The 23895-nt window shown below is 72.7% G+C and carries 25 protein-coding genes and 1 pseudogene; 15 read left to right on the forward strand and 11 right to left on the reverse strand.

Annotated features, from left to right (window positions below; all coding sequences use genetic code 11):
* Positions 1-65 precede the first annotated feature (65 nt).
* Together ACFWWR_RS37410 and ACFWWR_RS37415 are read right to left on the reverse strand one after the other, a co-directional pair.
* Entirely contained in the window at positions 66-275 is a 210-nt protein-coding gene (locus ACFWWR_RS37410; RefSeq protein ID WP_383870705.1) for a DUF397 domain-containing protein, read from the reverse strand.
* On the reverse strand, positions 272-1150 hold the full coding sequence (locus tag ACFWWR_RS37415; protein WP_383870702.1) for a helix-turn-helix domain-containing protein: 879 nt from the start codon (positions 1148-1150) through the stop codon (positions 272-274). Before ACFWWR_RS37415 ends, ACFWWR_RS37410 begins: the two co-directional genes overlap by 4 nt.
* A 155-nt stretch (positions 1151-1305) precedes the next feature.
* Between ACFWWR_RS37415 and ACFWWR_RS37420 the strand changes: the two genes are divergently transcribed.
* From ACFWWR_RS37420 to ACFWWR_RS37430, 3 genes are all read left to right on the forward strand, one after another.
* Entirely contained in the window at positions 1306-1770 is a 465-nt protein-coding gene (locus ACFWWR_RS37420; RefSeq protein WP_384308078.1) for an ATP-binding protein, read from the forward strand.
* A 208-nt stretch (positions 1771-1978) separates the two neighbouring features.
* Positions 1979-2875 carry a helix-turn-helix domain-containing protein gene (locus ACFWWR_RS37425; RefSeq protein WP_384308081.1) on the forward strand — a complete coding sequence of 299 codons (897 nt, stop codon included), beginning with the start codon at positions 1979-1981 and terminating at the stop codon, positions 2873-2875.
* 34 nt (positions 2876-2909) lie between these two features.
* Positions 2910-3803, forward strand: coding sequence for a hypothetical protein (locus ACFWWR_RS37430; protein ID WP_383870698.1), 894 nt, complete (start codon positions 2910-2912; stop codon positions 3801-3803).
* A gap of 15 nt (positions 3804-3818) precedes the next feature.
* Here the strand turns inward: ACFWWR_RS37430 and ACFWWR_RS37435 are convergent, their stop codons facing one another.
* On the reverse strand, positions 3819-4745 hold the full coding sequence (locus ACFWWR_RS37435; RefSeq protein ID WP_383870695.1) for a DUF3027 domain-containing protein: 927 nt from the start codon (positions 4743-4745) through the stop codon (positions 3819-3821).
* 269 nt (positions 4746-5014) lie between these two features.
* Between ACFWWR_RS37435 and ACFWWR_RS37440 the strand changes: the two genes are divergently transcribed.
* The 4 genes from ACFWWR_RS37440 to ACFWWR_RS37455 all read left to right on the forward strand — a co-directional run bounded on the left by ACFWWR_RS37440 (position 5015) and on the right by ACFWWR_RS37455 (position 8638).
* Complete coding sequence (locus ACFWWR_RS37440; protein ID WP_383870692.1) at positions 5015-6469, forward strand: MFS transporter; 1455 nt, start codon at positions 5015-5017, stop codon at positions 6467-6469.
* Positions 6470-6530: 61 nt separating this feature from the next.
* On the forward strand, positions 6531-7031 hold the full coding sequence (locus ACFWWR_RS37445) for a hypothetical protein (RefSeq protein WP_383870689.1): 501 nt from the start codon (positions 6531-6533) through the stop codon (positions 7029-7031).
* A 13-nt stretch (positions 7032-7044) separates the two neighbouring features.
* Positions 7045-7776 (forward strand): futalosine hydrolase, encoded by a 732-nt coding sequence (locus ACFWWR_RS37450; protein ID WP_383870686.1) that lies wholly within the window; start codon positions 7045-7047, stop codon positions 7774-7776.
* Positions 7766-8638: a 1,4-dihydroxy-6-naphthoate synthase gene (locus tag ACFWWR_RS37455; protein WP_384308083.1), complete on the forward strand. Its 873-nt coding sequence runs from the start codon at positions 7766-7768 to the stop codon at positions 8636-8638. Before ACFWWR_RS37450 ends, ACFWWR_RS37455 begins: the two co-directional genes overlap by 11 nt.
* Positions 8639-8645: 7 nt before the next feature.
* On the opposite strand, the gene ACFWWR_RS37460 is transcribed toward ACFWWR_RS37455, so the two are convergent.
* Entirely contained in the window at positions 8646-9029 is a 384-nt protein-coding gene (locus ACFWWR_RS37460; RefSeq protein WP_217236935.1) for a cold-shock protein, read from the reverse strand.
* A gap of 164 nt (positions 9030-9193) precedes the next feature.
* On the opposite strand from ACFWWR_RS37460, the gene ACFWWR_RS37465 reads away from it, so the two are divergent.
* Positions 9194-9442, forward strand: coding sequence for a hypothetical protein (locus tag ACFWWR_RS37465; protein ID WP_383870679.1), 249 nt, complete (start codon positions 9194-9196; stop codon positions 9440-9442).
* Here the strand turns inward: ACFWWR_RS37465 and ACFWWR_RS37470 are convergent.
* Together ACFWWR_RS37470 and ACFWWR_RS37475 are read right to left on the reverse strand one after the other, a co-directional pair.
* The gene (locus tag ACFWWR_RS37470; RefSeq protein ID WP_383870676.1) at positions 9421-10053 is read right to left on the reverse strand and encodes an HAD family hydrolase; all 633 of its coding nucleotides are present in this window, start codon (positions 10051-10053) and stop codon (positions 9421-9423) included. The two genes, ACFWWR_RS37465 and ACFWWR_RS37470, sit on opposite strands and share 22 nt — an antisense overlap.
* Positions 10054-10124: 71 nt before the next feature.
* Positions 10125-11204, reverse strand: a complete 1080-nt coding sequence (locus tag ACFWWR_RS37475; protein ID WP_384308085.1) for a hypothetical protein — start codon at positions 11202-11204, stop codon at positions 10125-10127.
* Between the two features lie 380 nt (positions 11205-11584).
* On the opposite strand from ACFWWR_RS37475, the gene ACFWWR_RS37480 reads away from it, so the two are divergent.
* Both ACFWWR_RS37480 and ACFWWR_RS37485 read left to right on the forward strand, forming a co-directional pair.
* Positions 11585-14113, forward strand: a complete 2529-nt coding sequence (locus tag ACFWWR_RS37480; RefSeq protein WP_383870670.1) for a helicase-associated domain-containing protein — start codon at positions 11585-11587, stop codon at positions 14111-14113.
* A gap of 129 nt (positions 14114-14242) precedes the next feature.
* Positions 14243-15886 carry a DNA repair helicase XPB gene (locus ACFWWR_RS37485; protein ID WP_383870667.1) on the forward strand — a complete coding sequence of 548 codons (1644 nt, stop codon included), beginning with the start codon at positions 14243-14245 and terminating at the stop codon, positions 15884-15886.
* A gap of 19 nt (positions 15887-15905) precedes the next feature.
* Here ACFWWR_RS37485 and ACFWWR_RS37490 read toward each other — a convergent pair whose 3' ends face one another.
* Entirely contained in the window at positions 15906-16091 is a 186-nt protein-coding gene (locus ACFWWR_RS37490) for a hypothetical protein (protein WP_383870664.1), read from the reverse strand.
* A gap of 364 nt (positions 16092-16455) precedes the next feature.
* Here ACFWWR_RS37490 and ACFWWR_RS37495 point away from each other — a divergent pair, with 364 nt between their 5' ends.
* Positions 16456-18513, forward strand: a complete 2058-nt coding sequence (locus ACFWWR_RS37495; protein WP_384308088.1) for a HelD family protein — start codon at positions 16456-16458, stop codon at positions 18511-18513.
* A gap of 25 nt (positions 18514-18538) precedes the next feature.
* Here the strand turns inward: ACFWWR_RS37495 and ACFWWR_RS37500 are convergent, their stop codons facing one another.
* Both ACFWWR_RS37500 and ACFWWR_RS37505 read right to left on the reverse strand, forming a co-directional pair.
* On the reverse strand, positions 18539-19246 hold the full coding sequence (locus tag ACFWWR_RS37500) for a copper homeostasis protein CutC (RefSeq protein WP_384308090.1): 708 nt from the start codon (positions 19244-19246) through the stop codon (positions 18539-18541).
* A gap of 118 nt (positions 19247-19364) precedes the next feature.
* Positions 19365-20030, reverse strand: coding sequence for a maleylpyruvate isomerase family mycothiol-dependent enzyme (locus tag ACFWWR_RS37505; protein WP_384308092.1), 666 nt, complete (start codon positions 20028-20030; stop codon positions 19365-19367).
* Between the two features lie 47 nt (positions 20031-20077).
* Here ACFWWR_RS37505 and ACFWWR_RS37510 point away from each other — a divergent pair, with 47 nt between their 5' ends.
* Positions 20078-20725 carry a hypothetical protein gene (locus ACFWWR_RS37510; protein ID WP_383870655.1) on the forward strand — a complete coding sequence of 216 codons (648 nt, stop codon included), beginning with the start codon at positions 20078-20080 and terminating at the stop codon, positions 20723-20725.
* A gap of 75 nt (positions 20726-20800) precedes the next feature.
* A pseudogene (locus ACFWWR_RS37515) lies at positions 20801-21289 on the forward strand (GNAT family N-acetyltransferase); the annotation flags it as partial.
* On the opposite strand, the gene ACFWWR_RS37520 reads toward ACFWWR_RS37515, so the two are convergent.
* Entirely contained in the window at positions 21271-21549 is a 279-nt protein-coding gene (locus ACFWWR_RS37520) for a DUF4031 domain-containing protein (RefSeq protein WP_383870653.1), read from the reverse strand. The pseudogene ACFWWR_RS37515 and the gene ACFWWR_RS37520 sit on opposite strands and share 19 nt — an antisense overlap.
* On the reverse strand, positions 21546-21929 hold the full coding sequence (locus ACFWWR_RS37525) for a hypothetical protein (protein ID WP_383870650.1): 384 nt from the start codon (positions 21927-21929) through the stop codon (positions 21546-21548). The genes ACFWWR_RS37520 and ACFWWR_RS37525 overlap by 4 nt, the downstream gene beginning before the upstream one ends.
* A 55-nt stretch (positions 21930-21984) precedes the next feature.
* On the opposite strand from ACFWWR_RS37525, the gene ACFWWR_RS37530 reads away from it, so the two are divergent.
* Both ACFWWR_RS37530 and murQ read left to right on the forward strand, forming a co-directional pair.
* A complete protein-coding gene (locus tag ACFWWR_RS37530; RefSeq protein WP_383870647.1) occupies positions 21985-22872 on the forward strand; it encodes a MurR/RpiR family transcriptional regulator in 888 nt (295 codons plus the stop codon).
* Between the two features lie 47 nt (positions 22873-22919).
* Positions 22920-23852, forward strand: a complete 933-nt coding sequence (murQ, locus tag ACFWWR_RS37535) for an N-acetylmuramic acid 6-phosphate etherase (RefSeq protein WP_383870644.1) — start codon at positions 22920-22922, stop codon at positions 23850-23852.
* Positions 23853-23895: the final 43 nt, after the last annotated feature.

Below are 23895 nucleotides of genomic sequence, written 5' to 3' on the forward strand. Positions count from 1 at the left end.
CACCACACCCGTCTGCCAGCGACTATCTCCATTGCACTATCACCAACGGAGATGACGTCTCAGGGTCAGCCCGCCGACGCGTACGTCACGAAGTCGGCCCACGCGGCCGGGGTGACGGCGAGCCGAGGGCCCTTTGTGTGCTTGGAGTCGCGGACGTGGATGGTGCCGGGGGTGGGGGCGATCTCGACGCAGGAGTCGCCCTCACTGCTGCTGCTGTAACTGCTCTTGAACCACGCCAGGTCGGACGCGCCCCCGGCTGAGGTGTTACGACTCATGTTTCCCCCAGCATTTGCTCGATGAAGGCGGCGGACTCACGCGGCGTGAGAGCCTGCGCCCGGATGATGCCATACCGAAGTTCAAGGATACGGAGCTGCCTGGGCTCGGACACCGGTCGGCCGTTGGCGACGGCCGGCGAACGGCCCATCGCCAAGCCGTCGGCGAATTTCAGCACCTCGATACCGCCCGCAAGCCCGGCATGCTCCTCCCGATCCATCGGCATCACCTGAAGCTCGACGTTCCGCAACTGCCCGGTGACCAGCAGATGCTCGAGCTGGCGTCGCAGCACCGCCCTCCCGCCGAGCGGGCGGCGAAGCGTCCACTCCTCCAGGACGAAGCTGAGTTCAGGCACGGGGTCCCGCTCGAAGACGGCCTTGCGCGCCACCCGTGCGGCGATGAACCGCTCTACCTCGTCCTCGGTGTACGCGGGGCGCCGCATCAGCAGTAGCCCTCGCGCGTACTCCGGCGTCTGCAACAGCCCGTGGACGTTCAGCGGGTCGTAGAGCTGAAGCTCGACCGCCTTCGCCTCCATCTGCGCCAGGTCCCGCACCTTCTTCGGGTACCGGACCTTCTTCACGTCCTCCTTCATCGCCGCGAGCAGTCCGCCCGCCGCCAGCACTTCGTCCGCCCTGTCCAGGTACTCGGGGCGGGGAATCCGCTTCCCGGCCTCGATCTTGTAGACCATGTCCTCGCCGTACCCGACCGCCTCCCCGAAGTCGGCGGCCCGCATGTCCACCGCCTCCCGCCGCAGCCTCAGCTGACGCCCCACCGTGGCGACGACCGCCACACCCCAGTCGTCGTCCGGGTCGACCTCCCACCCCGGCTCGTCGGCCTCGGTCTTGAGCCGCGCCACGTGGCCGTCCACCTGCTGCATACCGCACCCCTCCGTCGTACGACCGTGCCCGCGACGCCCCTACCCGCACGGCCTCTCCCGACAGCCCGGACACCACCGGACAACGTCCGGACAGTCACCGTACGCAACGGAGTCGCCACTGTTCACGGTAGGCGCGGACGGCCACTCTGAGTGACGTGATCCACGAAACCGCCGCCCCCGTCCGCAACTTCAGCGTGCAGCTGTCCCCCACGCCCCGCGGAGCCCGCCTCGCGCGCCTGCTCGCCACCGAGCAACTCCGCGCCTGGGGACTCCCGTTGGACCCGGCACGCCACCTCGTCGCCGAACTCGCCACCAACGCCGCCACCCACAGCCGCGTCCCCGGCCGGGACTTCCGGGTCACCCTGTACGTCGTCGCCGACACCCTGCGCATCGAGGTCACCGACACCTGTGGCGACCGCCTGCCCAGCCTCCAAGTCCCCGACCCCGACGCCGAGTCAGGCCGGGGTCGCGTCCTCGTCGAGGCGCTTGCCGACCGCTGGGGCACAGCCCAGGGGCCGCACCCGCGCAAGACCGTCTGGGCGGAGCTGAATCTCCCACCGGCACACAGAAACGCGGGCTTCGGTGACAGGGGCGCCTTCCCCAAAGAACCACGACGGTGAAAGCACCTCACCAAGCCCCACCCCACCCTCCCGCCGCGCCGCACGCCGCCTCACCCGGGCGAGTGAACATCACCAACTCGGCTGGATTTCCGTCCGGTTGCTGGCCTTACTCTCAGCGCAACACGACCGCAGACATGCGACGGCCCCCGCCGGGACGGCAATCCCAGTGCGAGGGCCTGACCACCAAGGAAGACAGGACCTCTTCCCGATGGATACGCACGACATTAGCGTGCCCCCGCACGCCCAGTCCCGGCCCGCGGGCAAAAACCACCCCCACCGGCACTCCCACCCCGGCGGCGGCCTGGACCACGACCACACCCGCCACACCACCCGCTTCACGGTGATCGGCAACCACCTCGCCCAGCACCCCGAGCTCTCGCTCCTCGCGATCGGGCTCGGCGCGCACATCCAGTCCCTGCCCAAAGGCGCCCGCGTCGACATCAAAACCCTCGCCGCCCGCTTCCCCGAGGGCGCGACCCGTATCGCCGCCGCCCTGCGTGAACTCGAAACCCACGGCTACCTCCGCCGCACCCGCGAACGCGTCCCCGGCGGCCGCATCATCACCCGGACCGTCTCCTGCAACCAGCCCGGACGGCACCGCGAGGCCGATCACGAGCCCGTCGTACGCCCCTCACACCCCACCCCGAGGAAACGGGCACCCCGAAAGCCCCTACCCGCGGTGCCGCACCCGGCGCACCCCGCCCCCGCCCTCCTCCGGACGGCCACGGATCTCCTCGCCGACCTCCGCCGCCACGACCCCGGCCTGCTCCTCTCCACCTGCGACACAGCCCACCTGGCCCCCGGCGTCGCCGCCTGGCTGGAACGCGACGTCAGCCACACCGCCGTACGCCACGCCCTGACCGCGGATCTCCCACCCGAGGGCCTACGACGCCCCGCCGCCCTCCTCGCCCACCGCCTCACCGCCCAACTGCCGCCCCCACCCCCCTTCCGCACACCGACCGCGCCACCACCGGCCACCCGCCACCCCCTCCAGACCTGCGACGCCTGCGACCGCGCCTTCCGCTCCCCCGCACCCGGCCACTGCCGCGACTGCCGGGCCCCGTCACCCGCACCCGCACCCGCACCCGCACCCGCACCCGTCTGAGGATCCACAGACCCGCCCCAGCACAAGGAACCGCATGGTCAACTCGTCCCACGAGGCGATGCACCGCATCTTCCAGGAGTACCCGGGCCTGTTCTCCGGCGTCTCCAAGGCCCTCGGGCTGCCGGTCATCCAGCCCACGTCCGTCACGGTTCTGCCGACCGACCTCACCGAGATCCAGCCCGTCGAGCGCCGCGTCGACACACTCCTGCGGTTCGACGGCGAGGAGCCGGTCCTGCTGGCCGTCGAAGCGCAGAGCGCGAAGGACCCGAACAAGCCGGCCAGCTGGGCGTACTACCTGTCCTTCCTGCACACCAAGTACAAGACCCCGCCCCTGCTGCTGGTCGTCTGCCAGGACCGGGCCACAGCCGAGTGGGCCGCCCAGCCCGTACCGATCGGGCCCCGGTGGTGGGCCTCCCTCACGCTCCACCCACTGGTGGCCGGTCCGCACAACATGCCCGTGATCAACGATCCGGACGAGGCCCGTGCCGACCTGGCGCTGGCCACGCTGTCCGCCATCACCCACGCGAAGGAACCGGCCGTCGATGGGATACTGAAGGCCCTGTGCACCGCTCTGAAGCACGTGCCCGAAGCGGTCGCCGACCCGATCATCGAATTCACCGCACAAGGCCTGGGCGGCAATCGTCGGGCTGCAGAACTCTGGAGGAACCTGGTGGCCGTGGACCTCTCCTTCTACAAGTCGTACATCTCGGAAGAGATCCGTGACGAGGGGCGTGACGAGGGGCGGGCAGAAGCTCGCGTCCAGACGGCCTCCGAGGACGTGCTACTCGTCCTGGAGGCACGTGGTCTCGACGTCCGCGACGAGATCCGCGAACGGATCATCGGCTGCCACGACCCCGAGGTCCTGCGCACCTGGCTCGTCCGGGCCGCCACCGCACCGTCCGCCGAAAAGATTTTCACGGACGAATAGGGGCCACCAGGCCCCCTACGAGTGCCCCAACTCCGCCGCATCCTCGTCGGAGACATCCGGCACCGATCCGGAGTCCCGGGCCGGCCGCAGCGGGAAGGGGTCGACCGTCGTCTCGTCGATCACCGGCGGGGCCGGCCGCGGCGGCTTGGGCATGACCGCTGCCTCGGAGTGGCCTCCGCAGCCGTAGGACAGGGAGACGAGGCGCCCGTCGGCCGGGGCGAACTCGTTGGCGCAGACGCCGAAGGCCTGGCCCAGGGAGCCGCCCATCGGCACGAGGAAACCGCAGCTGACGCAGGCCGCGGGTGCGGCCTGGGCCATGGGGGTCTTCGCGCCGTAGGACTCCTCCCAGCGGTCGGCGGCGATGTGCAGGCCGTAGCGGGACAGGACGCGGGCCCGGCGCATGCCGAGTTCCTCGGCGACGGCGGCGATGGAACCGCGGGCGGGGACCACCGGCAGGGTCGCGGGGGCGCCGGGTGTGACCTCGGCGTCCTCGGCCTCGACCAGCTCGGCCATCTCCTCGGAGACGGGCGAGCTCGGCAGCGGCTCGTCCTCGCCGGTGTAGCCGGGCTCCAGACGGAGGTCCTCGGCGTCGGTGGGGAGGAGATCTCCCGGGCCCATGTCACCGGGGCGCAGCCGCTCGCTCCAGGGCACCCACTCGGGGGCGAGGAGGGCGTCCGGGCCCGGCAGGAGCACCACCTCGTCCAGGGTGACGAACTTGGCGCGGGAGGCGCGGGCGACCGTGACGGCCCAGCGCCAGCCCCGGTAGCCCAGTTCCTTGCACTCGAAGAAGTGCGTGACGACACGGTCGCCCTCGGACACCAGCCCCGCGTGCTCGCCGACCACTCCGGGTGCGGCGGCCTCTTCGGCGGCTGAGCGGGCAAGGTCGACGGCCTCGGCGCACAGGCGGTCGGGGGTGCGGCTTCGCGTGGTCGCTGCGCTCACAGGTATCGCTTCTCTCCTACGCCGTCTCTCTGGTGCGTCTGCCTGTCGGCGGCGGGGCGGACGGAGCGGACCAGGGGACCGCGTCGACGTCCGCGCCCACTCACACTCGGGCGCACCTGTACCACCCATTCTGCGGGATGGCTGAGATACGCACGCTACCTGTTCGCGTGCGCTTGGCCTACACCGACGGGTCTGTTCGCTTACAGAAGTGCACCGCCATACGCGCGGTAACCGCACTACACACGGCTTTCTCGGGGCACTATGACGGGGTGGCAGCCGCGAAGACTCCCGAAGGTGCCACCGGGGTCGGTGGGTCAAAAGGGATGTCCAAAGAGATCAAAGGCAGCAAGGGGAGCGGCCGAGGCAGCGGATCGGGCCGGAACGGCGGGCCTCTCCGCGCGGTGGGCCGTGCCCTGCATCTGCCGGTGACAGGTCCCGCTCGCGGCATCCGCAAGGCGACCCACGCGCACGGGGCCGGTGAGTCCGGGCTGGGCAAGCTGATCGAACTGCACGGTGTGAACGGCGCCGGGGATGTGATGATCACGGTCGCGCTGGCCTCCACCGTGTTCTTCTCGGTCCCCACGGACGAGGCCCGGGGACGCGTCGCGCTCTATCTCGCGATCACGATGGCCCCCTTCACGGTCCTCGCTCCGGTGATCGGCCCGCTCCTGGACCGTCTTCCGCACGGCCGCCGTGCGGCGATGGCGGGCGCGATGCTGGCCCGGGCGCTGCTGGCGCTGATCCTGTCCGGGGCGGTCGCCAGCGGCAGTCTGGAGCTGTATCCGGCAGCGCTGGGCGTACTCGTCGCCTCGAAGGCGTACGGGGTCGTCAGAAGCGCCGTGGTGCCCCGGCTGCTGCCGCCCCGGTTCTCCCTGGTGAAGGCCAACTCCCGGGTCACCCTCGGCGGGCTGCTCGCGACCGGCGTCGCCGCGCCGATCGCGGCGGGGCTGCAGTCGATCGGGTCGAGCTGGCCGCTCTACGGCGCCTTCGTGATCTTCATGGTGGGTACGTTCCTGTCCTTCACCCTGCCGCCGAAGGTCGACTCGGCCAAGGGCGAGGACGTGGCGCTGCTGGCCGCGGACGAGGCACATCTGCACGGGCCGCACCTCAAGCCGGTCAAGCGGCCCGGGCTGCGCACGGTCGGCATCGCCGTCACGCACGCCCTCGGCGCCAACGCCGGGCTGCGCTGCCTGTCAGGCTTCCTGATCTTCTTCCTCGCCTTCCTGCTGCGGGAGCATCCGCTGACCGGGGAGAGCGCGGCCGTGTCGCTGGGCATAGTGATCGCCGCGGCGGGCACGGGCAACGCGCTCGGTACGGCGGTCGGGGCGTGGCTCCGGTCGAAGTCACCGGAGATCATCATCGTGACGGTGGTGGCGTGCGTGGTGGGCACGGCGATCACGGCGGCCATATTCTTCGGCGCCTTCCTGGTGGCGTGCCTCGCGGCCGTCGCCGGGTTCGCGCAGGCCCTCGCCAAGCTGTCGCTGGACGCGCTGATCCAGCGGGACGTGCCGGAACAGGTGCGGACGTCGGCGTTCGCGCGCTCCGAGACGATCCTCCAGGTGTCCTGGGTGTTCGGCGGCGCGGTCGGCATCGTGATGCCTCTCAACGGCACGCTGGGCCTGTTCGTGGGTGCCGCGATCGTCGCCGCCGGCTGGCTGGCCACCGTCAGGGGCCTGCTGACGTCGGCCCGCCACGGGGGCCCCGCGCGACCGAGGGTGGCGTAACGCACGGCACGTCGCACCCCCGCGTAGGGGGGCGGGTGGGTGTGCCCGATAGCCTTCGGCCATGACCATGCTGCAATCCGTAGTGCGACGCCGCCGCGTCGTCGCCGCCGCCGGCGCCGTATCCGCCGGACTGCTCGTCCTGTCGGCCTGCGACAAGCCGACGCCGCGCGCCACCGTGACGGTCGGCTCGGACTCGGTGAGCGCCGAGGCCGCCTGCTACGACGACGGCAAGGACCTCGGCAAGGAAGAGGCCACCAAGTGCGCCGCCAAGAAGGCGTCGCACACGATCGAGGTGCCGCAGAGCGAGACGCTGCGCATCGGAGTCGACCCTGAGGTCGCCGACACGGGCTGGGCCCTGTGGATCAACGGCCAGCAGGTCACCAACGTCTACAAGAAGACGTACTACGCCTTCGAGGGCGTCGACCTCTTCGCCGACCAGCAGGGTCAGGCCGCGCCGAAGGAACTGAACATCAGCATCGTCGAGCAGGACAAGACCGACTCGACGGTCAGCAAGGTGTACAAGGGCGTCTGGAGCTTCAAGCTGAAGAACGCGGACAACTGATCCGCCTTCGTCCATGCGCATCCTCGTAGCCACCGCGGTCCCGGTCGAACGGGACGCGGTGGCGCGCGCGTTCACGGGCACCGCCCGTGAGGTGCCGATCCCCGGCACGACCCTCCACCGGCTCGCCGGCACGGCCCTGCGCGGCGCCCCCGGCGGGTACGACCTTCTCGCCGCCGGTGTCGGCCCCGCCCTCGCCGCCGCCTCCACCGCCGCCGCCCTCACCGCGGCCGCGCTCGAAGGCACCCCCTACGACCTCGTCGTCTCCGCGGGGATCGGCGGCGGCTTCCAGCCGGAGGCGCCCCTCGGCTCGCTCGTCGTCGCCGACGAGATCACCGCGGCCGACCTGGGGGCCGAAACGGCCGACGGATTCCTGCCGGTGACCGAGCTGGGCTTCGGGACCGTCACCCACCGTCCGCCGGAAACACTCGTACGAGCTGTCGTGTCGGTGACCGGGGCGCGCCCCGGCGCGGTCCTCACCGTGTCGACGGTGACCGGGACGACCGCCCGGGCCACCGCCCTGCGCGAGCGCCACCCCCGCGCCCTCGCCGAGGCCATGGAGGGCTTCGGTGTCGCCGAGGCGGCCGCCGCGCACCGCGTGCCGGTCCTCGAGCTGCGGGCCGTCTCCAACCCGGTCGGCCCGCGCGACCGGGCCGCCTGGCGCATCGGCGACGCGCTGAGCGCGCTGACGACGGCCTTCGGGAAGCTCACACCCGTACTGGAGAGTTGGAACCCACATGACCAGTGAGCCGTTGCAGCCGTTGCCGTCTTCGCAGTCTTTGCGGACCGCGTACTCCCCCTGCCCCAACGACACCTTCACCTTCGACGCCCTAGCCCACGGCCGCGTCCCCGGCGCGCCCGCCCTCGACGTGACCTTCGCGGACATCGACATCACCAACGGCATGGCCGAGCGCGGCGAGTCCGACGTGCTGAAGGTGTCGTACGCCGTGCTGCCGTACGTCCTCGACACGTACGCGCTGCTGCCGTGCGGGGGTGCGCTGGGCCGCGGCTGCGGGCCGCTCGTCCTCACCCGCGGACCGGGAGACCTGACGGGCCGTAGGGTCGCCGTGCCGAGCGAGAGGTCGACCGCGTACCTGCTGTTCCGGCTGTGGGCGGCGGACACGCTCCCGCAGGGCGTGGGCGAGATCGTGGTGATGCCGTTCCACGAGATCATGCCCGCCGTGCGGGACGGGAAGGTCGACGCGGGACTCGTCATCCACGAGGCGCGTTTCACGTACCAGAACTACGGGCTGCACAAGCTCGCGGACATGGGCGAGCACTGGGAGAACACGACCGGGCTGCCGATCCCGCTGGGCGCGATCATCGCCAGGCGGTCGCTGGGCACGGAGAAGCTGACGCTGCTCGCCGACTCGATCCGTACGTCCGTCCGCGCGGCCTGGGACGATCCCGAGGTTTCCCGCCCGTACGTCATGGAGCACGCCCAGGAAATGGATCCGGCCGTGGCCGACCAGCACATCGGGCTGTACGTCAACGAATTCACGGCGGACCTGGGCGAGGACGGTTACGCGGCCGTACGCGGGCTGCTCACACGTGCGGCGGCCGAGGGGCTGGTACCGCCCCTCGGCCCGAACGCGCTGGATTTCCCCTGAGGGACGGTTAAACGTCGAGCTGGTCGGCGACCGCCCGCAACAGGCCGGCGATCTTCGCGCCGGCGGCCTTGTCGGGGTAACGGCCCCTTTCGAGCATCGGCGTGATGTTTTCGAGGAGGGTCGTCAGGTCCTGGACGATGGAGGCCAGTTCGTCCGGCTTCTTGCGGGTCGCGGCCGCGACCGAGGGCGTCGGGTCGAGGATGGTGACCGAAAGAGCCTGGTCGCCGCGCTGGCCGGCGACGACACCGAACTCCACTCGCTGACCCGGCTTGAGCATCTCGACTCCGGCGGGGAGGACCGAGGAATGGACGAAGACGTCACCGCCGTCGTCGCGGGAGAGAAAGCCGAAGCCCTTCTCGCTGTTGAACCACTTGACCTTGCCGGTAGGCACGTCTGTCCTCGTCCTCGTACTCGTCGGAAAACTGCTTCTGGAAACGGCTCTTGATAGCACTGGGGCGGGTCGTCGGGACCCGCCGGTTCCCAGGCTAATGGTCTTCAGGCCGGTGACAAGACGTCACCCGGTTGTTCCTTCGCGCAGGGAACTACCCTGGTCCGGTGCGTGACAAAACCCAAACGAATTCCGCCGAGCCCGGTGACCGACTGATCCGCGCCGGAGCGCTCGTGTTCTTCATCGGCGCCGTGGCCACTTTGGTCACGGTGGCCCCGATGCTGCTCGGTACGACGCCCTTTCCGACGTACATGTTCGGCCTGAGCATGCTCATGGGCGTCGGCTTCCTGGTGGCCGGCGCGGGAGTGCTGCGGTCGGTCGCGGCGGGGCGCCGTCAGGCACGGGCCGGGAGGTAGGCCGCCAGCCAGTCGGGGAACTCGGTGAGGTCCTTCAGCACGACGTCCGCGCCCGCCGTTCGCAGTTCGTCGGGGTCGCACGGGCCGGTGGCCACCGCGACCGAGAGCGCGCCCGCCTTCCGCGCGCCGCGTACGTCCCCGACGTGGTCGCCGACGTAGACGCCCGCGTCGTGCTCGCGCAGTGCGTCCGCCTTCTGCTCCGCCCACAGGTCGCCGATGACCTCGTCCGGCGCGATGCCCAGGTGCTCCAGGTGCAGCTCGGCGTTGGGCTCGTGCTTGGCGGTGACGACGATCGCGCGGCCGCCGGCCGCCCGCACCGCCGTGATCGCCTCACGGGCGCCGGGCATCGCGGGTGTCGGCACGATGGCGATGGTCGGGTACATCGAGCGGTACAGGTCGGCCATCGGCTCGACCCGCTCCGCGGGGAACCAGTTGACCAGCTCCTGAGCGAGCGGCGGCCCGAGCCGGGTGACCGCCAGATCGGCGTCGATGTACGTCCCCGTCCGCTCGGACAGCGCCAGGTAGCAGGCGTGGATGCCGGGCCGGGAGTCGATGAGGGTCATGTCGAGGTCGAAGCCGACGGTCAGCGCGGGGGAGGTCGTGGAGGCCATATGGGCCATTGTGCCCAGCCGCTGTCACCGGCAGGCGAGCCATGTGTCCGGCCCGCCCCCTTGCCCGTGACCTACCGTCGCCGCTGCGACCGCCACACCAGGAACAGTGCCGACGCGACGGCCGCACCCCGCACCACCCACGGCCAGGTCTGCGCGATCGCGTCGTTCATGTGCCCCTCGGCGACGGGGTCGCCCCACCGGCCCTCGGTCCGCCCCCACAGCCACACCGCACCGGCCGTCAGAGACAGGCCGGGCAGGATCACGACCGCCCACTTCGTCTCGGCGTCGCTCAGCCGCCGCGAGGCGTAGGCGATGCCCCAGCCCAGCACGAGGGCGATCCAGTTGCCGAGCACGGCACCGGCGACGAGCAGTACGGCGGCGAGGAGGAGGAAGGGGTTGGTCCAGCCGCCCGTGCCGCCGTCGCCACCGGTGCCGCCGTTGCCCAGGAGCCGGAAGCGGCGGCGGGCGGCGGGCGCCTCGGCCACGGCCTCCGCGGCGGGCGCGGGAGCGGTCTTCCCGAGCCGGACCAGCTTCCCGAGGCCTCCGGCCTTCTGCCGGACCGTGGGCGCGGGCTGCTGTTCGGCGGTCTCCTTCTCGACCGCGGGATCCTCCTTCGGCGGCGGAGGCCTGAGCAGTTCCGGGATCTCCACGCCGCCGACGAAGCCGGGCACGCTGTCGCCCACCCCGAACGGACTGCTGTCCACCCGCCACCAGTCCGGCTGCGTCGCGCTGTCCCCGAGCTCGTGCGTGCTCGCCAGGTGCGGCGGGGAGGGGACGTCGGAGGGTCCGGGGTCGGGGGAGGTCCGGGCCGGTCGCGGCCGCGGTACGACCCGCCGGAACCCCTTCGGCCGGACACCGTCCCCCGCCTCCCCGTCCCGCTGTTCGGGCACGGCGGCGGCCGGGGCCTGGGGCGTACTGCCGCCGGTCCCGCCGGCGGCCTGGACGACCTCGTCCGGGGTGCCCAGGCGGTCGATGATGCGGCGGACGGCGGCGGGGCTGTCGACGGTGACCTTCGCGCGGCGCCGGTCGATCTCGTTGCGCAGCTCCGACACCAGGCGCATCCGGGTGGCCGACGGCAACTGCCGCTGCTGAGCCACGTCACCGACGCGGCTCAGATACTCGTAGACGACCTGGTCGCTCTCGATACCCACGAAGTCCCCTCCGGGGTTGGGCGCGTTGGATACCTCGTCGGACGACGGTATCGCGGGTGGGCGCGTCTGCCGTAGCCGCGGGCAGCCGCGTCGGCGGGGTGGGTCGGCGGGATGGGTCGCGCAGCCCGGCGTTGCGGGGTGCCGTGCGGGTGGGACGCGCAGCCCGGCGCTGCGAGGTGCCGTGCGGGTGGGACGCGCAGCCCGGCGCTGTGAGGTGCCGTGCGGGTGGGACGCGCAGCCCGGTGCTGCGAGGTGCCGCTGCGCCCACCCTCCCCCATCGCCCCGGCGGCACGACTGCCCGCAGCTGGGGTGGCGCGGCTGGGGAGGATCGGTGGCACACGGACACCCCGTCGTCGTACCCACCCGCTAACGTGGGTCGGATGAGCAACCCGGCAACACCGCCGCGCTCCCTCGCCGAAGCGCTCCGTGCCAGGGACGACGCCTCCCTGGCCGCACTCCTGCGCGCCCGTCCCGACCTCATCACGCCCGTCCCCACCGACCTCACCCAGCTCGCGACCCGTGCCGGCACGCGCGCGTCGGTCGTCCGTGCCCTGGAGCGGCTCGACCGGTTCGCGTTGCAGACGGCGGAGGCGCTGGCGGTGGCGGCGGACCCGGCGGCGTACGAGGAGCTGCTGGGGCTGATGGCGGGCGACGAGCGGGACCCGGCGGTCGCGGCCGCGCTGCCCCGGGCGCTCGGGACGCTGCGCGAGCAGGCGCTGGTGTGGGGCGCCGACGACCGGCTGCGGCTGGTCCGTACGGCCCGGGAGCTGCTGGCGCCCTCGCCGCAGCATCCGTCGCCGACGGGGCTGGGTCCGACGGTGCAGGAGGCGACCGCGGGCATGTCGCCGGGCCGGATCCAGGACATCGTGACGGCGGCGGGGCTGGCGTCCACGCACGACGCGGTCTCGGCGGTGGCGGCGCTCACCGCACTGTTCAAGAACCGGAAGCGGATGGGGGCGCTGCTCGCCGGCGCCCCTGAGGAGTCGCGCGAGGTGCTGGCCCGGCTGGTCTGGGGGCCGCCGTACGGCCAGGTCACCGCGGATCCCGCGGCCCATCTGCGCTGGCTCATCGACCGGGGTCTGCTGCTGCCGACGGCGCCGGGGACGGTCGTACTCCCCCGCGAGGTGGCCCTGCACCTGCGGGGCGGCCGGGCGCACCGGGCCGCCGAGCCGCTGCCGCCGGCCGTGGAGGCCGCGGCCACGCATCGTCCACAGGTTGTGGACGCGACGGCGGCCGGGCAGGCCTACACCGCGCTGGCGACCGTCGAGGAACTGCTGAAGGACTGGGACGAGGGCGGGCCCGCGGTGCTGCGGGCGGGCGGACTCAGCCTCCGTGACCTGAAGCGGACCGCGGTCGCCCTCGACGTGCCCGAGCCGATCGCCGCCTTCTGGGTCGAACTCGCCTACGCGGCGGGCCTGTTGGCCTCCGACGGCGAGCCCGACGAGCGGTACGCGGCGACGCCCGCCCACGACGAGTGGCTGGAGCAGCCCGCGGCACAGCGCTGGGCGCGGCTCGCCGAGGCGTGGCTGACGGCGACGCGGACGTCCGGGCTGGTGGGCGGCCGGGACGTGAAGGAGCGCACGTTGTCGGCGCTGGGTCCGGGGCTGGACCGCTCGGCCGCACCCGAGGTGCGGCACCGGGTGCTGGCCCTGCTGGCCGGGCTGCCGGCGGGCGCCTCGCCGTCCGCCGAGTCGGTGCTGGCCCGCCTGAGCTGGGAGCGCCCGCTGCGCGGGCCCCAGCGGGACGACGACCTGCGGACCCGGCTCGCCCGGTGGACGCTGTCGGAGGCGGAGCTGCTGGGGGTGACCGGCCGGGGCGCGATGTCGACGCAGGGGCGGGCGCTGCTGGGCGCCCCGGCGCCGAAAGCGGTGGCGGAAGAACCGGTCGGACCCGGCGACAAGCTCCCCGTCCACCATCACCCCGCGCCGGCCGTCGAACCCCTCTCGCCCCCCGAACAGGCCACCGCCTCCGCGACGGCCGCCCGCCTTCTCGCACCCCTCCTGCCCGAGCCCCTGGACCACGTCCTGCTCCAGGCCGACCTGACGGCGGTGGCGCCGGGACCGTTGCGGCGGCCCCTGGCGGAGCTGCTGGGGGTGCTCGCCGACGTGGAGTCGAAGGGCGGGGCGACGGTCTACCGGTTCACGCCGGGCTCGGTGCGCCGCGCGCTGGACTCCGGCCAAGCCGCCTCCGACCTGCACGCGTTCCTGGCCGAGCACTCCCGTACGCCGGTTCCGCAACCGCTCTCGTACCTGATCGACGACGTGGCGCGCAGGCACGGCCATCTGCGCGTCGGGGCCGCCTCCGCCTACGTCCGCTGTGACGACGACGCCCTGCTCAACGAGATCATGGCCGACAAGCGGGCCGCGGGCCTCCGCCTCCGCCGCCTGGCCCCCACGGTCCTGGCGACCCAGGCCGACCCGGCCGCCCTGCTCGACGGGCTGCGCGCGATGGGGTTCGCGCCGGCCGCCGAGTCCGCCGAGGGCGACGTCCTGATCTCCCGCGCCCACGCCCACCGCACCCCGCCGCGCACCGCGCCCGCGCCGGTGCCGGAGGGCCCTCCGGTCCCCGACGCGACCCTCCTGAACGCCGCGATCCGCGCCATCCGCGCCGGCGACCTGGCCTCCACGACCCCCCTCAAGCCGACGGCGGCCACACCCGTCACCGGCGGCGACCTCCCTCGCACCAGCCCGGCCGAGACCCTCGCCACCATGCAGGCCGCCGTCCTCACCGGCGAGGCCGTGTGGATCGGCTACGTCAACGCCGAGGGCACCGCCTCCCAGCGCCTCATCGCCCCGATCCGCGTCGAAGGCGGCTTCGTCACGGCGTACGACCACACGGCGGACGAGGTACGGACGTATCCGCTGCACCGGGTGACGGGGGTGGCGGAGCTGGCGGAGGACACCGGCTGACCGGCGGGCCCGGCCCGCCGCCGCCCTCCGTGCCGTCCCGGTGTGACGCGCGCCCCACCCCAACCGCGAACCGTGAGGCACACTGGACGTTTGGCCGTGACCTCTGGCCTTTCGGAAAGGGTGCCGAGCGTGAATGGTCCACTCATCGTCCAGTCGGACAAGACTCTGCTGCTCGAAGTCGACCACGAGCGGGCCGACGAGTGCCGTCGGGTCATCGCGCCGTTCGCGGAGCTGGAGCGGGCACCGGAGCACATCCACACCTACCGGGTGACGCCCCTCGGGCTGTGGAACGCGCGGGCGGCCGGGCACGATGCCGAGCAGGTCGTGGACGCGCTGGTGGAGTTCAGCCGCTATCCGGTGCCGCACGCGCTGCTCGTGGACATCGCGGAGACGATGGACCGCTACGGCCGCCTCACCCTGTCCAAGCACCCGGCGCACGGGCTGGTCCTCACCTCCACCGACCGGCCGGTCCTGGAGGAGGTCCTGCGCTCGAAGCGGATCGCCCCGCTGGTCGGCAACCGCATCGACCCCGACACCGTCGCCGTGCACCCCTCCGAGCGCGGGCAGATCAAGCAGACACTGCTCAAGCTGGGCTGGCCGGCCGAGGACCTCGCCGGGTACGTCGACGGCGAGGCGCACGCGATCGAGCTGGCCGAGGAGGGATGGGCGCTCAGGCCGTACCAGAAGCAGGCCGTGGAGAACTTCTGGCACGGCGGGTCCGGTGTGGTCGTCCTGCCCTGTGGGGCCGGGAAGACGCTCGTCGGCGCCGGGGCCATGGCACAGGCCAAGTCGACCACCCTCATCCTCGTCACGAACACCGTCTCCGCGCGGCAGTGGAAGCACGAGCTGGTGAAGCGGACCTCCCTGACCGAGGAGGAGATCGGCGAGTACAGCGGGACGAGGAAGGAGATCCGGCCCGTCACCATCGCCACCTACCAGGTGCTGACGACCAGACGGAAGGGCGTCTACCCGCACCTGGAGCTCTTCGACTCCCGGGACTGGGGGCTGATCCTCTACGACGAGGTGCACCTGCTGCCGGCGCCGGTCTTCAAGTTCACGGCGGATCTGCAAGCGCGGCGGCGGCTGGGTCTGACCGCGACGCTCGTGCGGGAGGACGGGCGGGAGTCCGACGTGTTCTCGCTCATCGGGCCGAAGCGGTTCGACGCGCCGTGGAAGGAGATCGAGGCGCAGGGGTACATCGCGCCCGCCGACTGCGTCGAGGTCCGGGTGAACCTGACCGACGCCGAGCGGCTCGCGTACGCCACCGCCGAGACGGAGGAGAAGTACCGCTTCTGCGCGACGACCGTGACCAAGCGGAAGGTGACGGAGGCGATCGTGCGCCGGTTCGCCGGGCAGCAGATCCTCGTCATCGGGCAGTACATCGACCAGCTCGACGAGCTGGGAGAACACCTCGACGCCCCCGTGATCAAGGGCGAGACGTCCAACGCGCAGCGCGAGAAGCTCTTCGAGGCCTTCCGGCAGGGTGAGATCAGCGTGCTGGTGGTGTCGAAGGTGGCGAACTTCTCCATCGACCTGCCCGAGGCGACGGTCGCCATCCAGGTGTCGGGGACCTTCGGGTCACGGCAGGAGGAGGCACAGCGGCTGGGGCGGGTGCTGCGGCCGAAGGCGGACGGTCACCAGGCCCACTTCTACTCCGTGGTCGCCCGGGACACCATCGACCAGGACTTCGCCGCGCACCGGCAGCGGTTCCTGGCGGAACAGGGGTACGCCTACCGGATCGTGGACGCGGACGAGCTGCTCGCGGACAGCTGAGCGCCCAGGAGGGGGCATCTCACTTGCGGCGGACGCCCACCTCCTCGCGGTACTCCCCGAGGACGAGGACGTCGAAGGCGGCGCCCGCGAACACCTTCACGGCACGCAGGGCCTCGCCGAGGACGTGCCGGTGGCTGCCGAGGACGGGTGTGGCGCCGGCCGGGCGGGGCGGGCGCGGGACTGGGTTGACGGTTGCTGCGCTCATGCCTCCATGGTGGCTTTCCGGACATAAGGACGGCATCGGTCTGCGGGGCGAACCCGGGTGGTCGTCGCGTAGTACTTCGGGGTGATCGGCCACCCTCAGGGTGCAGGGGGCGTCCCCTAGGGGGCGGGGAAAGCCGTTCGCTCGGGGACGGCGAAAGCGATGGGCTCAGAGACGGCGAAAGCCACGCGCTCAGAGGGCGGCGAAAGCCACGCGTTCGGGGGTGGAGAAAACCATTCGCTCCGGGACGTGCGGCTCACCTACAATCTCCGCTCTTGCCCGCCTCCCCACGGAGTGCCGCCGCCCGGACGGAAACCGGTCGGTATCCCGCGCCACCCCCACCGCAGGTCCTTCCGGAGGCACCCCCTTGTCCACCCCGCCCACGCCCGTCGACGACGATCCCCTCGCCCGCGAACGCGCCCACCTCGCCCGGTCCCGTGCCGCCCTGCGCGCCATGCGCGAGGACGCCGAGTCCCTCGACATCAGCGACGTCACCGCGAACTGGGTCAACGCCCAGATCCTGGAGCGCCAGATCGGCGAGCGCATCAAGGCGCTCGCCGACCTCAGCCACACCCCGCTGTTCTTCGGCCGGCTCGACTACCTGCACGCACCCGGTGCCGAGCAGGCCGAGGGCGGCGAGGGGGAGCGCTTCTACATCGGGCGCCGGCACGTGCACGACCACGACGGCGACCCGATGGTCATCGACTGGCGTGCGCCGGTCTCGCAGCCGTTCTACCGGGCGTCCAAGAAGGCCCCGATGGACATCGCGCTGCGCCGCCGCTTCGGTTACACGGGCGGCGACCTCACGGCGTACGAGGACGAGCACCTCTCCGATCCGGCTGAGGCGGCGGCCGCCACCAGCAAGCTGCTCCAGCAGGAGATCGAGCGCCCCCGGGTGGGCCCGATGCGGGACATCGTGGCGACCATCCAGCCCGAGCAGGACGAGATCGTGCGCTCCGGGCTGGGCGGGACGGTGTGCGTGCAGGGAGGTCCCGGGACCGGGAAGACGGCCGTCGGCCTGCACCGAGTCGCCTATCTCCTCTACGCCCACCGCGAGCGGCTCGCCCGCACCGGCACCCTCGTCATCGGGCCGAACAGCTCGTTCCTGCACTACATCGAGCAGGTGCTGCCCGCGCTGGGCGAGCTGGCGGTCCAGCAGGCCACCGTCGACGACCTGGTCTCCCGGACCGCGGAGGTGCGGGGCACGGACGACGCGGCCGCGGCGGTCATCAAGGGCGACGCGAGGATGGCGGAGGTGCTGAGGCGGGCCGTTTACGCGCACGTGAGCATGCCTGCCGAGCCGGTCGTCGTCGTGCGCGGCTCGCGCCGCTGGCGGGTACCGGCGTACGAACTCGAGGTCATCGTCCGTGAGTTGCTCGACCGCGACATCCGCTACGGCGCCGCCCGCGAGGCCCTCCCGCAGCGCATCGCGCACGCCGTGCTGGTCCAGATGGAACACTCCGGCGAGGCACCGGACGACCGGGTGCAGGACGCGGTGGCCCGCAACAGCGCGGTCAAGGCGGCCGTCAAGGCGATCTGGCCGCCCGTCGACCCGGCGAAACTCGTGCTGCGGCTGCTCACGGACGCGGACTTCCTCGCCGTACACGCGGAGGGCGTCCTGACCGAGGACGAGCAGAAGACGATCCTGTGGGCGAAGCCCGTGCGGTCCGTGAAGTCCGCCAAGTGGGCGCCCGCGGACGCGGTGCTCATCGACGAGGCGAACGACCTGATCCAGCGCACGCACTCGCTCGGGCACGTGGTGCTGGACGAGGCGCAGGACCTCTCCCCCATGCAGTACCGGGCCGTCGGCCGCCGCTGCACCACCGGTTCGGCCACCGTCCTCGGCGACCTCGCCCAGGGCACCACCCCCTGGGCGACCCGGAGCTGGGACGAGGCCCTCGCCCACCTCGGCAAGACGGACGGCGTGATCGAGGAGCTGACGGCCGGTTTCCGCGTGCCGACCGACGTCATCACCTACGCCTCCCGCCTCCTCCCGCACATCGCCCCGGGCCTGACGCCGGTCGCCTCGGTCCGCGAGAACCCGGGCTTCTTCGACGTCCGCGCGATCTCCGGCACCGCCGAAGTGATCGCCGCCTGCGAGGAGTTGCTGCGCCGCGAGGGCTCCACCGGTCTGATCGCCGCCGACGCCCGGATCCCGGCGCTGGCCGAGGCGCTGGCCGAGGCGGGCATCGGGTGTCTGGCCCCGGGCGAGGAGACGACGGCGGAAACCCGCCTGACCCTGGTCCCGGCCTCACTGGCCAAGGGCCTGGAGTACGACTACGTGGTCCTCGACGAACCCCGGGCCGTGGTCGACGGCGAACCCGACGAACGCACCGGCCTGCGGCGCCTGTACGTCTCCTTGACCCGAGCGGTGTCGGGCCTGATCGTGACGCACGCGGCACCGCTGCCCGCCCAGCTCGGCTAGCGGCCGCGCGGCAGGTTTCCCGACGTCACCCGCCGTCCAGCACCCGCCGCCACTCCGCGACCGCCGCCACCGACACCGGGCCGCCCCAGCCGTCCGGCCGGGCGGCCCCGCCGATGTGAAAGGCGTCGATCCCGGCGGCCCGGAGCGTCGGCACGTGGTCCAGGCGCAGCCCTCCGCCCACCAGGATCCGCGGCTCGTACCCGGGCTCCCCGTCCCGCCTGCGGGCCGCCTCGGCGAGCAGTGCGGGGAGCCCGTCGTCCACGCCGGACGCCGAGCCGGCGGTGAGGAGGGTGTCGAGGCCGGGCAGCCCGTCGAGCTGCTTGCGCAGGGCGTCCCGGTCGGCGCAGTGGTCGATCGCCCGGTGGAAGGTCCACCGGCAGCCGTCCAGCGCGCCGGCCACCCGTTCCACGGCCGGCAGATCCACTCCGCCGTCCGCGTCGAGGAACCCGAGCACGAACTCCTCGGCGCCCACGGCCCGCAGCTCCGCCGCGACCCCCACCAGCCGGTCGACGTCCTCGGCGCCTCCCGCCGCGAACCCGTCCGCGGGCCGCAGCATCACGCGCAGCGAGATGTCGACGGCGGCCCGGATCCCGGCGACCGTCGCGGCCGAGGGGGTCAGCCCGTCGGCCGCGATGTCGGTGACCAGCTCGAGTCGGTCCGCGCCTCCGGCCTGGGCGGCGACGGCGTCCTCGACGTCGAGGGCGATCACCTCCAGGACTGCACGCTTGCTCATGGGACCCCATTCGTCGGGCGGCTGCAGATCTGCCTGCACGTCTGGCACAGGTCTAGTCCAATCCAAGACTACCCCTGTGCCACCACGCCGCTACGGGGCCCCGTACGCCCGGAGCCGCTCACCCGTAGATGTTCAGCTCCTCCTCCTTCGCCCCCGCCAGTTCGTACGCCGCCCCCGCCGCCGAACGCCCCGCGTACAGCCGTACGAGGGTGGCGGCGTCGCCGATGTACCGCGCCGGCGGCCGCTCCCCGGGGACACCGCCCAGCCGCAGCGGCTCGTCGACGTCGTCGAGGTCGGCCTGGAGCGGCACGTGGTCCCGCTCCCGGGTGATCCGGACCAGCAGCGCCAGCGCGTCCGGCAGCCCCGGCCCCGCGTACGCACCCGGCTCCCCGAGCGCCTCGCGCACGTCGCCGGCGTGCACCCACTCCCCCAGCGCGATCCCGTCCAGCACCCCGCCCGCGCGGGCGATCACCGGCCCGGCCTCGGTCATCCCGCGCTCCAGCTCGTCGACGACCCGCGCGTTCGGCCAGTCGGCCCGCTCGGCGATGTCCCGGTCGTTCGACTCGGGCGAGAAGACGTCCTTGTCGTACCTGCTCTCCACCACCCGCATCAACGCGGCCGAACAGTGGGCCAGCACATCGCGCACGGTCCACCCCGGACACGCGGCGGCCGGCAGGGCGTAGTCGTCGTCGGGCCTGGCCCGCAGCAGCGGGACGAGGGCGTCCCGCTCGGTGGTCAGAAGTCGGCCGGGCAGGTCCGGGTCACGTACGTCGGCAGAAGTCATGGGCACCACGCTAGGGGTCACCCGCGGCGCGCGGGGACAATGGAGACATGGCCGATCCAGACGCCCTGCGCACCCGTTTCGCCCGCGCCCTGGAAGGAGCCCGGGGCCGCGAGGCCGCCGGACCCGACCCGGCGCCGTACGCCGACAACCTGCTGGCGCGCTGGCAGGAGCCGCAGCGCCGCTACCACACGCTGACCCACCTCACCGCGGTCCTCGACCACGTCGACGTGCTGGAGAAGTACGCCGCCGACCCGGACGTCGTCCGCCTCGCCGCCTGGTTCCACGACGCGGTCTACCTCCCCGACCGCTCCGAGAACGAGGAACGCTCGGCCCGCCTCGCCGAACGCGCCCTGCCCGAGGCGGGGGTCCCGGCGGACCGGACCGCCGAGGTCGCCCGCCTGGTCCGCCTCACCACGACCCACGACCCCGCCGACGACGACCCGGACGGGCAGGTCCTCTGCGACGCCGACCTGGCGATCCTCGCCGCGCCGCCGTCGGCGTACGCCGCGTACACGGCCGCCGTCCGCGAGGAGTACGGCTTCGTCCCCTCCGACGCCTTCCGCGCGGGCCGGGCCGCGGTCCTGGGGCAACTCCTCGCCCTGCCCAGGCTGTTCAGGACGCCGCACGGGCAGGCGGAGTGGGAGGCGACGGCCCGCTACAACCTCGCCGCCGAGCTGGAACTGCTGACGGGGTGAGCCCGGCCGGAGTAGCGTCACAGACCTGGACCTCCGCAGGAAGGATCACCCTCCGTGGGCGACGCCCCGATTCGCATCCACTCCGACCGGCTCATTCTGCAGGGCGTCACCCCCGCCGCCGCGGCCGACCTGAACCTGGGCGGTGAGGGCGGGTTCGCCTGGGTCGCGGACGGACCGATCCAGGGGACCCGGGACGGCGCCGGGCTGTTGGTGACGGCGTACGAGGCGGGCGTGCACCGGCCGGAGTGGGGGATGTTCGCGCTCGTGCGGCGGGAGGACGGCCTCGCGGTCGGCGCGATGGGCTTCCACGGGCCGCCGGACGAGGAGGGCCGCGTCGAGATCGGCTACGACCTCGCCGAGTCCGCCCGCGGCAACGGCTTCGCCACGGAGGCGCTGCGCGTGCTGTCGCGGTGGGCGCTGGCCCGCCCGGAGGTGCGGGTGCTGTTCGCGGTGATCGAGCGGGGGAACCTTCCGTCCCAGCGGGTGATCTCGCGTGCCGGGTTCACCAAGGTGAGTGGCGAGGCCGGCGACGACGAGCACTACGCCTACGAACTACGCGGCTGATTGCGTCCCTTCCGCCTCCGCAGCCCCGCCCCGTGCAGCAGCCGCACCACCTCACGGCTGCTGACCTCCACCGCTCCCGCGGACACCACCTCGGCGTACCGGTGCGACGGGATGTCGTAGTGGTCCCGCTCGAAGGCCCGCGGGGGCACGCCCAACTTCTCGGCGAACGTGTGCAGTTCGGCGTACGAGACGTCGCTGACGAGGTGGGACCACAGGCGCCCGTGGCCCGGCCAGGTGGGCGGGTCGATGTACACCGTCACGACGACGGCGCCCCGCCGGTCGCCGACCCGAGCGCCCCCACCGCGGCGACCTTCACACCCGCCTTGTGGCACACCCAGTGCGGGTCGGGCCCGAGTTCCGGCTCGACGTCCAGGGCGTGCGGGTCGCCGGTGCCGCACACCGGGCACAGCGGCCAGCGTCCGTACCGGTCGAGGAGCGAGTCCTGTACGTCCTGTGCGACCAGCCCGGCCACGAAGCCCGCGCCCTCCGGCCACTGCTCGACCCACCAGCGCCGCTGCACGACGGAGTCCTCGACCATCGACACCACGTCCGCTGCGGCCACCTCGCACGCGGCCAGGTCGGCGAGCACGAGGGCGCGCGCCGCGTGCAACGCCTGCTCCAGGGGGCTGATGGGGTCCATGCACCCATTGTGCGCACTCTTGACCCCGACACCGAGCCGAAAATATCTTTCAGGTGTGACCCGGAACGTGAAGGAAATTTTCGGCAACAGCCTCGCCGCCAAGGTGCGCACCCTCGCGCCCTCGATGACCCGCTCCATGCAGCGCGTCGCCGAGGCCGTCGCGCACGACCCGGCCGGCTGCGCCGCCCTCACGGTCACCGGCCTCGCCGAACTCACCGGCACCAGCGAGGCGACCGTCGTGCGCACCGCCCGCGTCCTGGGCTACCCCGGCTACCGCGACCTGCGCCTCGCCCTCGCCGGCCTCGCCGCCCAGCAGCAGTCCGGCCGCGCGCCCGCGATCACCACGGACATCGCGGTGGACGATCCCATCGCCGACGTGGTGGCGAAGCTCGCGTACGACGAACAGCAGACCCTCGCCGACACGGCGGCCGGCCTCGACACCGTGCAGCTCGCGGCGGCGGTGTCCGCGCTGGCGGGGGCGCGGCGCACGGACGTGTACGGGGTCGGTGCGAGCGGGCTGGTCGCCCAGGACCTCACCCAGAAGCTGCTGCGGATAGGGCTGATCGCGCACGCCCACAGCGATCCGCACCTCGCCGTCACCAACGCCGTGCAACTGCGCGCGGGGGACGTGGCGATGGCGATCACCCACTCGGGCTCAACCGGTGACGTCATCGAGCCGCTCCGGGTCGCCTTCGAGCACGGGGCGACGACGGTGGCGATCACCGGCCGGCCCGACGGACCCGTCACGCAGTACGCCGACCATGTGCTGACCACGTCCACGGCCCGCGAGAGTGAACTCCGGCCGGCGGCCATGTCGTCGCGGACCAGCCAGTTGCTGGTGGTGGACTGTCTGCTGGTGGGGGTGGCGCAGCAGACGTACGAGACGGCGGCGCCGGCGCTGGCGGCGTCGTACGAGGCGCTCGCGCACCGGCACCGGCGGTAGACCGCAGGGCAGACCGACAGAACGACGTGGAAAAGAGCCGTCACGCCATGACCTCCACCTCCGACCCCCGTGACCTCCAGGCCCAGTTGGAGTCCCTCACCACCGAGGCCTTCCGCCCCGAGCTCGCCGACATCGACCGGCTGCCCACCCTCGACATCGCCCGTCTCATGAACGGCGAGGACGCCTCCGTGCCGGACGCGGTGGCGCGACGGCTGCCGGAGATCGCCGCCGCGATCGACGCCGTGGCCGAGCGGATGGAGCGGGGCGGGCGGCTGGTCTACGCGGGCGCCGGTACCGCCGGACGGCTCGGGGTGCTGGACGCGTCCGAGTGTCCGCCGACCTTCAACACCGAGCCGGAGCAGGTCGTCGGGCTGATCGCGGGCGGCCGGGAGGCCATGATCACCTCGGTCGAAGGGGCCGAGGACTCGGCGGAGCTGGCCCGCGCCGACCTCGACGCCCTCGCGCTGACCGCCGCCGACACGGTGGTCGGCATCTCCGCCTCCGGCCGTACCCCGTACGCCATCGGCGCGGTGGAACACGCCCGGCATCAGGGCGCCTTGACCATCGGCCTGGCCTGCAACGCGGGCAGCGCGCTCGCGGCGGCCGCCGAGCACGGCATCGAGATCGTCGTCGGCCCCGAGCTGCTCACCGGCTCCACCCGCCTGAAGGCGGGCACGGCCCAGAAGCTCGTCCTCAACATGCTGTCGACGATCACGATGATCCGCCTGGGCAAGACGTACGGGAACCTCATGGTCGACGTACGCGCCTCGAACGAGAAGCTGCGCGCCCGCTCCCGCCGCATCGTCGCCCTCGCCACCGGCGCGCGGGACGACGAGATCGAGCGGGCCCTCGCCGCCACCGACGGCGAGGTGAAGAACGCCATCCTGACCATCCTGGCCGGCGTCGACGGTCCGACGGCGGCCCGCCTCCTGGAGGACTCCGACGGCCACCTGCGCGTCGCGCTGGCGGCGGCCCGCTGATACGCCAACTGGTCTTGTTAGCGTGGGCGTTCGACCAGGGGGA

This window comes from Streptomyces sp. NPDC058678 (assembly GCF_042714835.1).
In the GTDB taxonomy this organism is placed as follows: domain Bacteria; phylum Actinomycetota; class Actinomycetes; order Streptomycetales; family Streptomycetaceae; genus Streptomyces.

What these genes read in the sequence shown, in the direction of transcription:
- ACFWWR_RS37500 (WP_384308090.1), bottom strand. Translation starts at nt 19,246, where the DNA reads ATGAGCAAGCGTGCAGTCCTGGAGGTGATCGCCCTCGACGTCGAGGAC.
- ACFWWR_RS37445 (WP_383870689.1), top strand. Translation starts at nt 6,531, where the DNA reads ATGACCATGCTGCAATCCGTAGTGCGACGCCGCCGCGTCGTCGCCGCC.
- murQ (WP_383870644.1), top strand. Translation starts at nt 22,920, where the DNA reads ATGACCTCCACCTCCGACCCCCGTGACCTCCAGGCCCAGTTGGAGTCC.
- ACFWWR_RS37450 (WP_383870686.1), top strand. Translation starts at nt 7,045, where the DNA reads ATGCGCATCCTCGTAGCCACCGCGGTCCCGGTCGAACGGGACGCGGTG.
- ACFWWR_RS37455 (WP_384308083.1), top strand. Translation starts at nt 7,766, where the DNA reads ATGACCAGTGAGCCGTTGCAGCCGTTGCCGTCTTCGCAGTCTTTGCGG.
- ACFWWR_RS37425 (WP_384308081.1), top strand. Translation starts at nt 1,979, where the DNA reads ATGGATACGCACGACATTAGCGTGCCCCCGCACGCCCAGTCCCGGCCC.
- ACFWWR_RS37415 (WP_383870702.1), bottom strand. Translation starts at nt 1,150, where the DNA reads ATGCAGCAGGTGGACGGCCACGTGGCGCGGCTCAAGACCGAGGCCGAC.
- ACFWWR_RS37470 (WP_383870676.1), bottom strand. Translation starts at nt 10,053, where the DNA reads ATGGCCTCCACGACCTCCCCCGCGCTGACCGTCGGCTTCGACCTCGAC.
- ACFWWR_RS37480 (WP_383870670.1), top strand. Translation starts at nt 11,585, where the DNA reads ATGAGCAACCCGGCAACACCGCCGCGCTCCCTCGCCGAAGCGCTCCGT.
- ACFWWR_RS37490 (WP_383870664.1), bottom strand. Translation starts at nt 16,091, where the DNA reads ATGAGCGCAGCAACCGTCAACCCAGTCCCGCGCCCGCCCCGCCCGGCC.
- ACFWWR_RS37525 (WP_383870650.1), bottom strand. Translation starts at nt 21,929, where the DNA reads ATGGACCCCATCAGCCCCCTGGAGCAGGCGTTGCACGCGGCGCGCGCC.
- ACFWWR_RS37410 (WP_383870705.1), bottom strand. Translation starts at nt 275, where the DNA reads ATGAGTCGTAACACCTCAGCCGGGGGCGCGTCCGACCTGGCGTGGTTC.
- ACFWWR_RS37430 (WP_383870698.1), top strand. Translation starts at nt 2,910, where the DNA reads ATGGTCAACTCGTCCCACGAGGCGATGCACCGCATCTTCCAGGAGTAC.
- ACFWWR_RS37510 (WP_383870655.1), top strand. Translation starts at nt 20,078, where the DNA reads ATGGCCGATCCAGACGCCCTGCGCACCCGTTTCGCCCGCGCCCTGGAA.
- ACFWWR_RS37505 (WP_384308092.1), bottom strand. Translation starts at nt 20,030, where the DNA reads ATGACTTCTGCCGACGTACGTGACCCGGACCTGCCCGGCCGACTTCTG.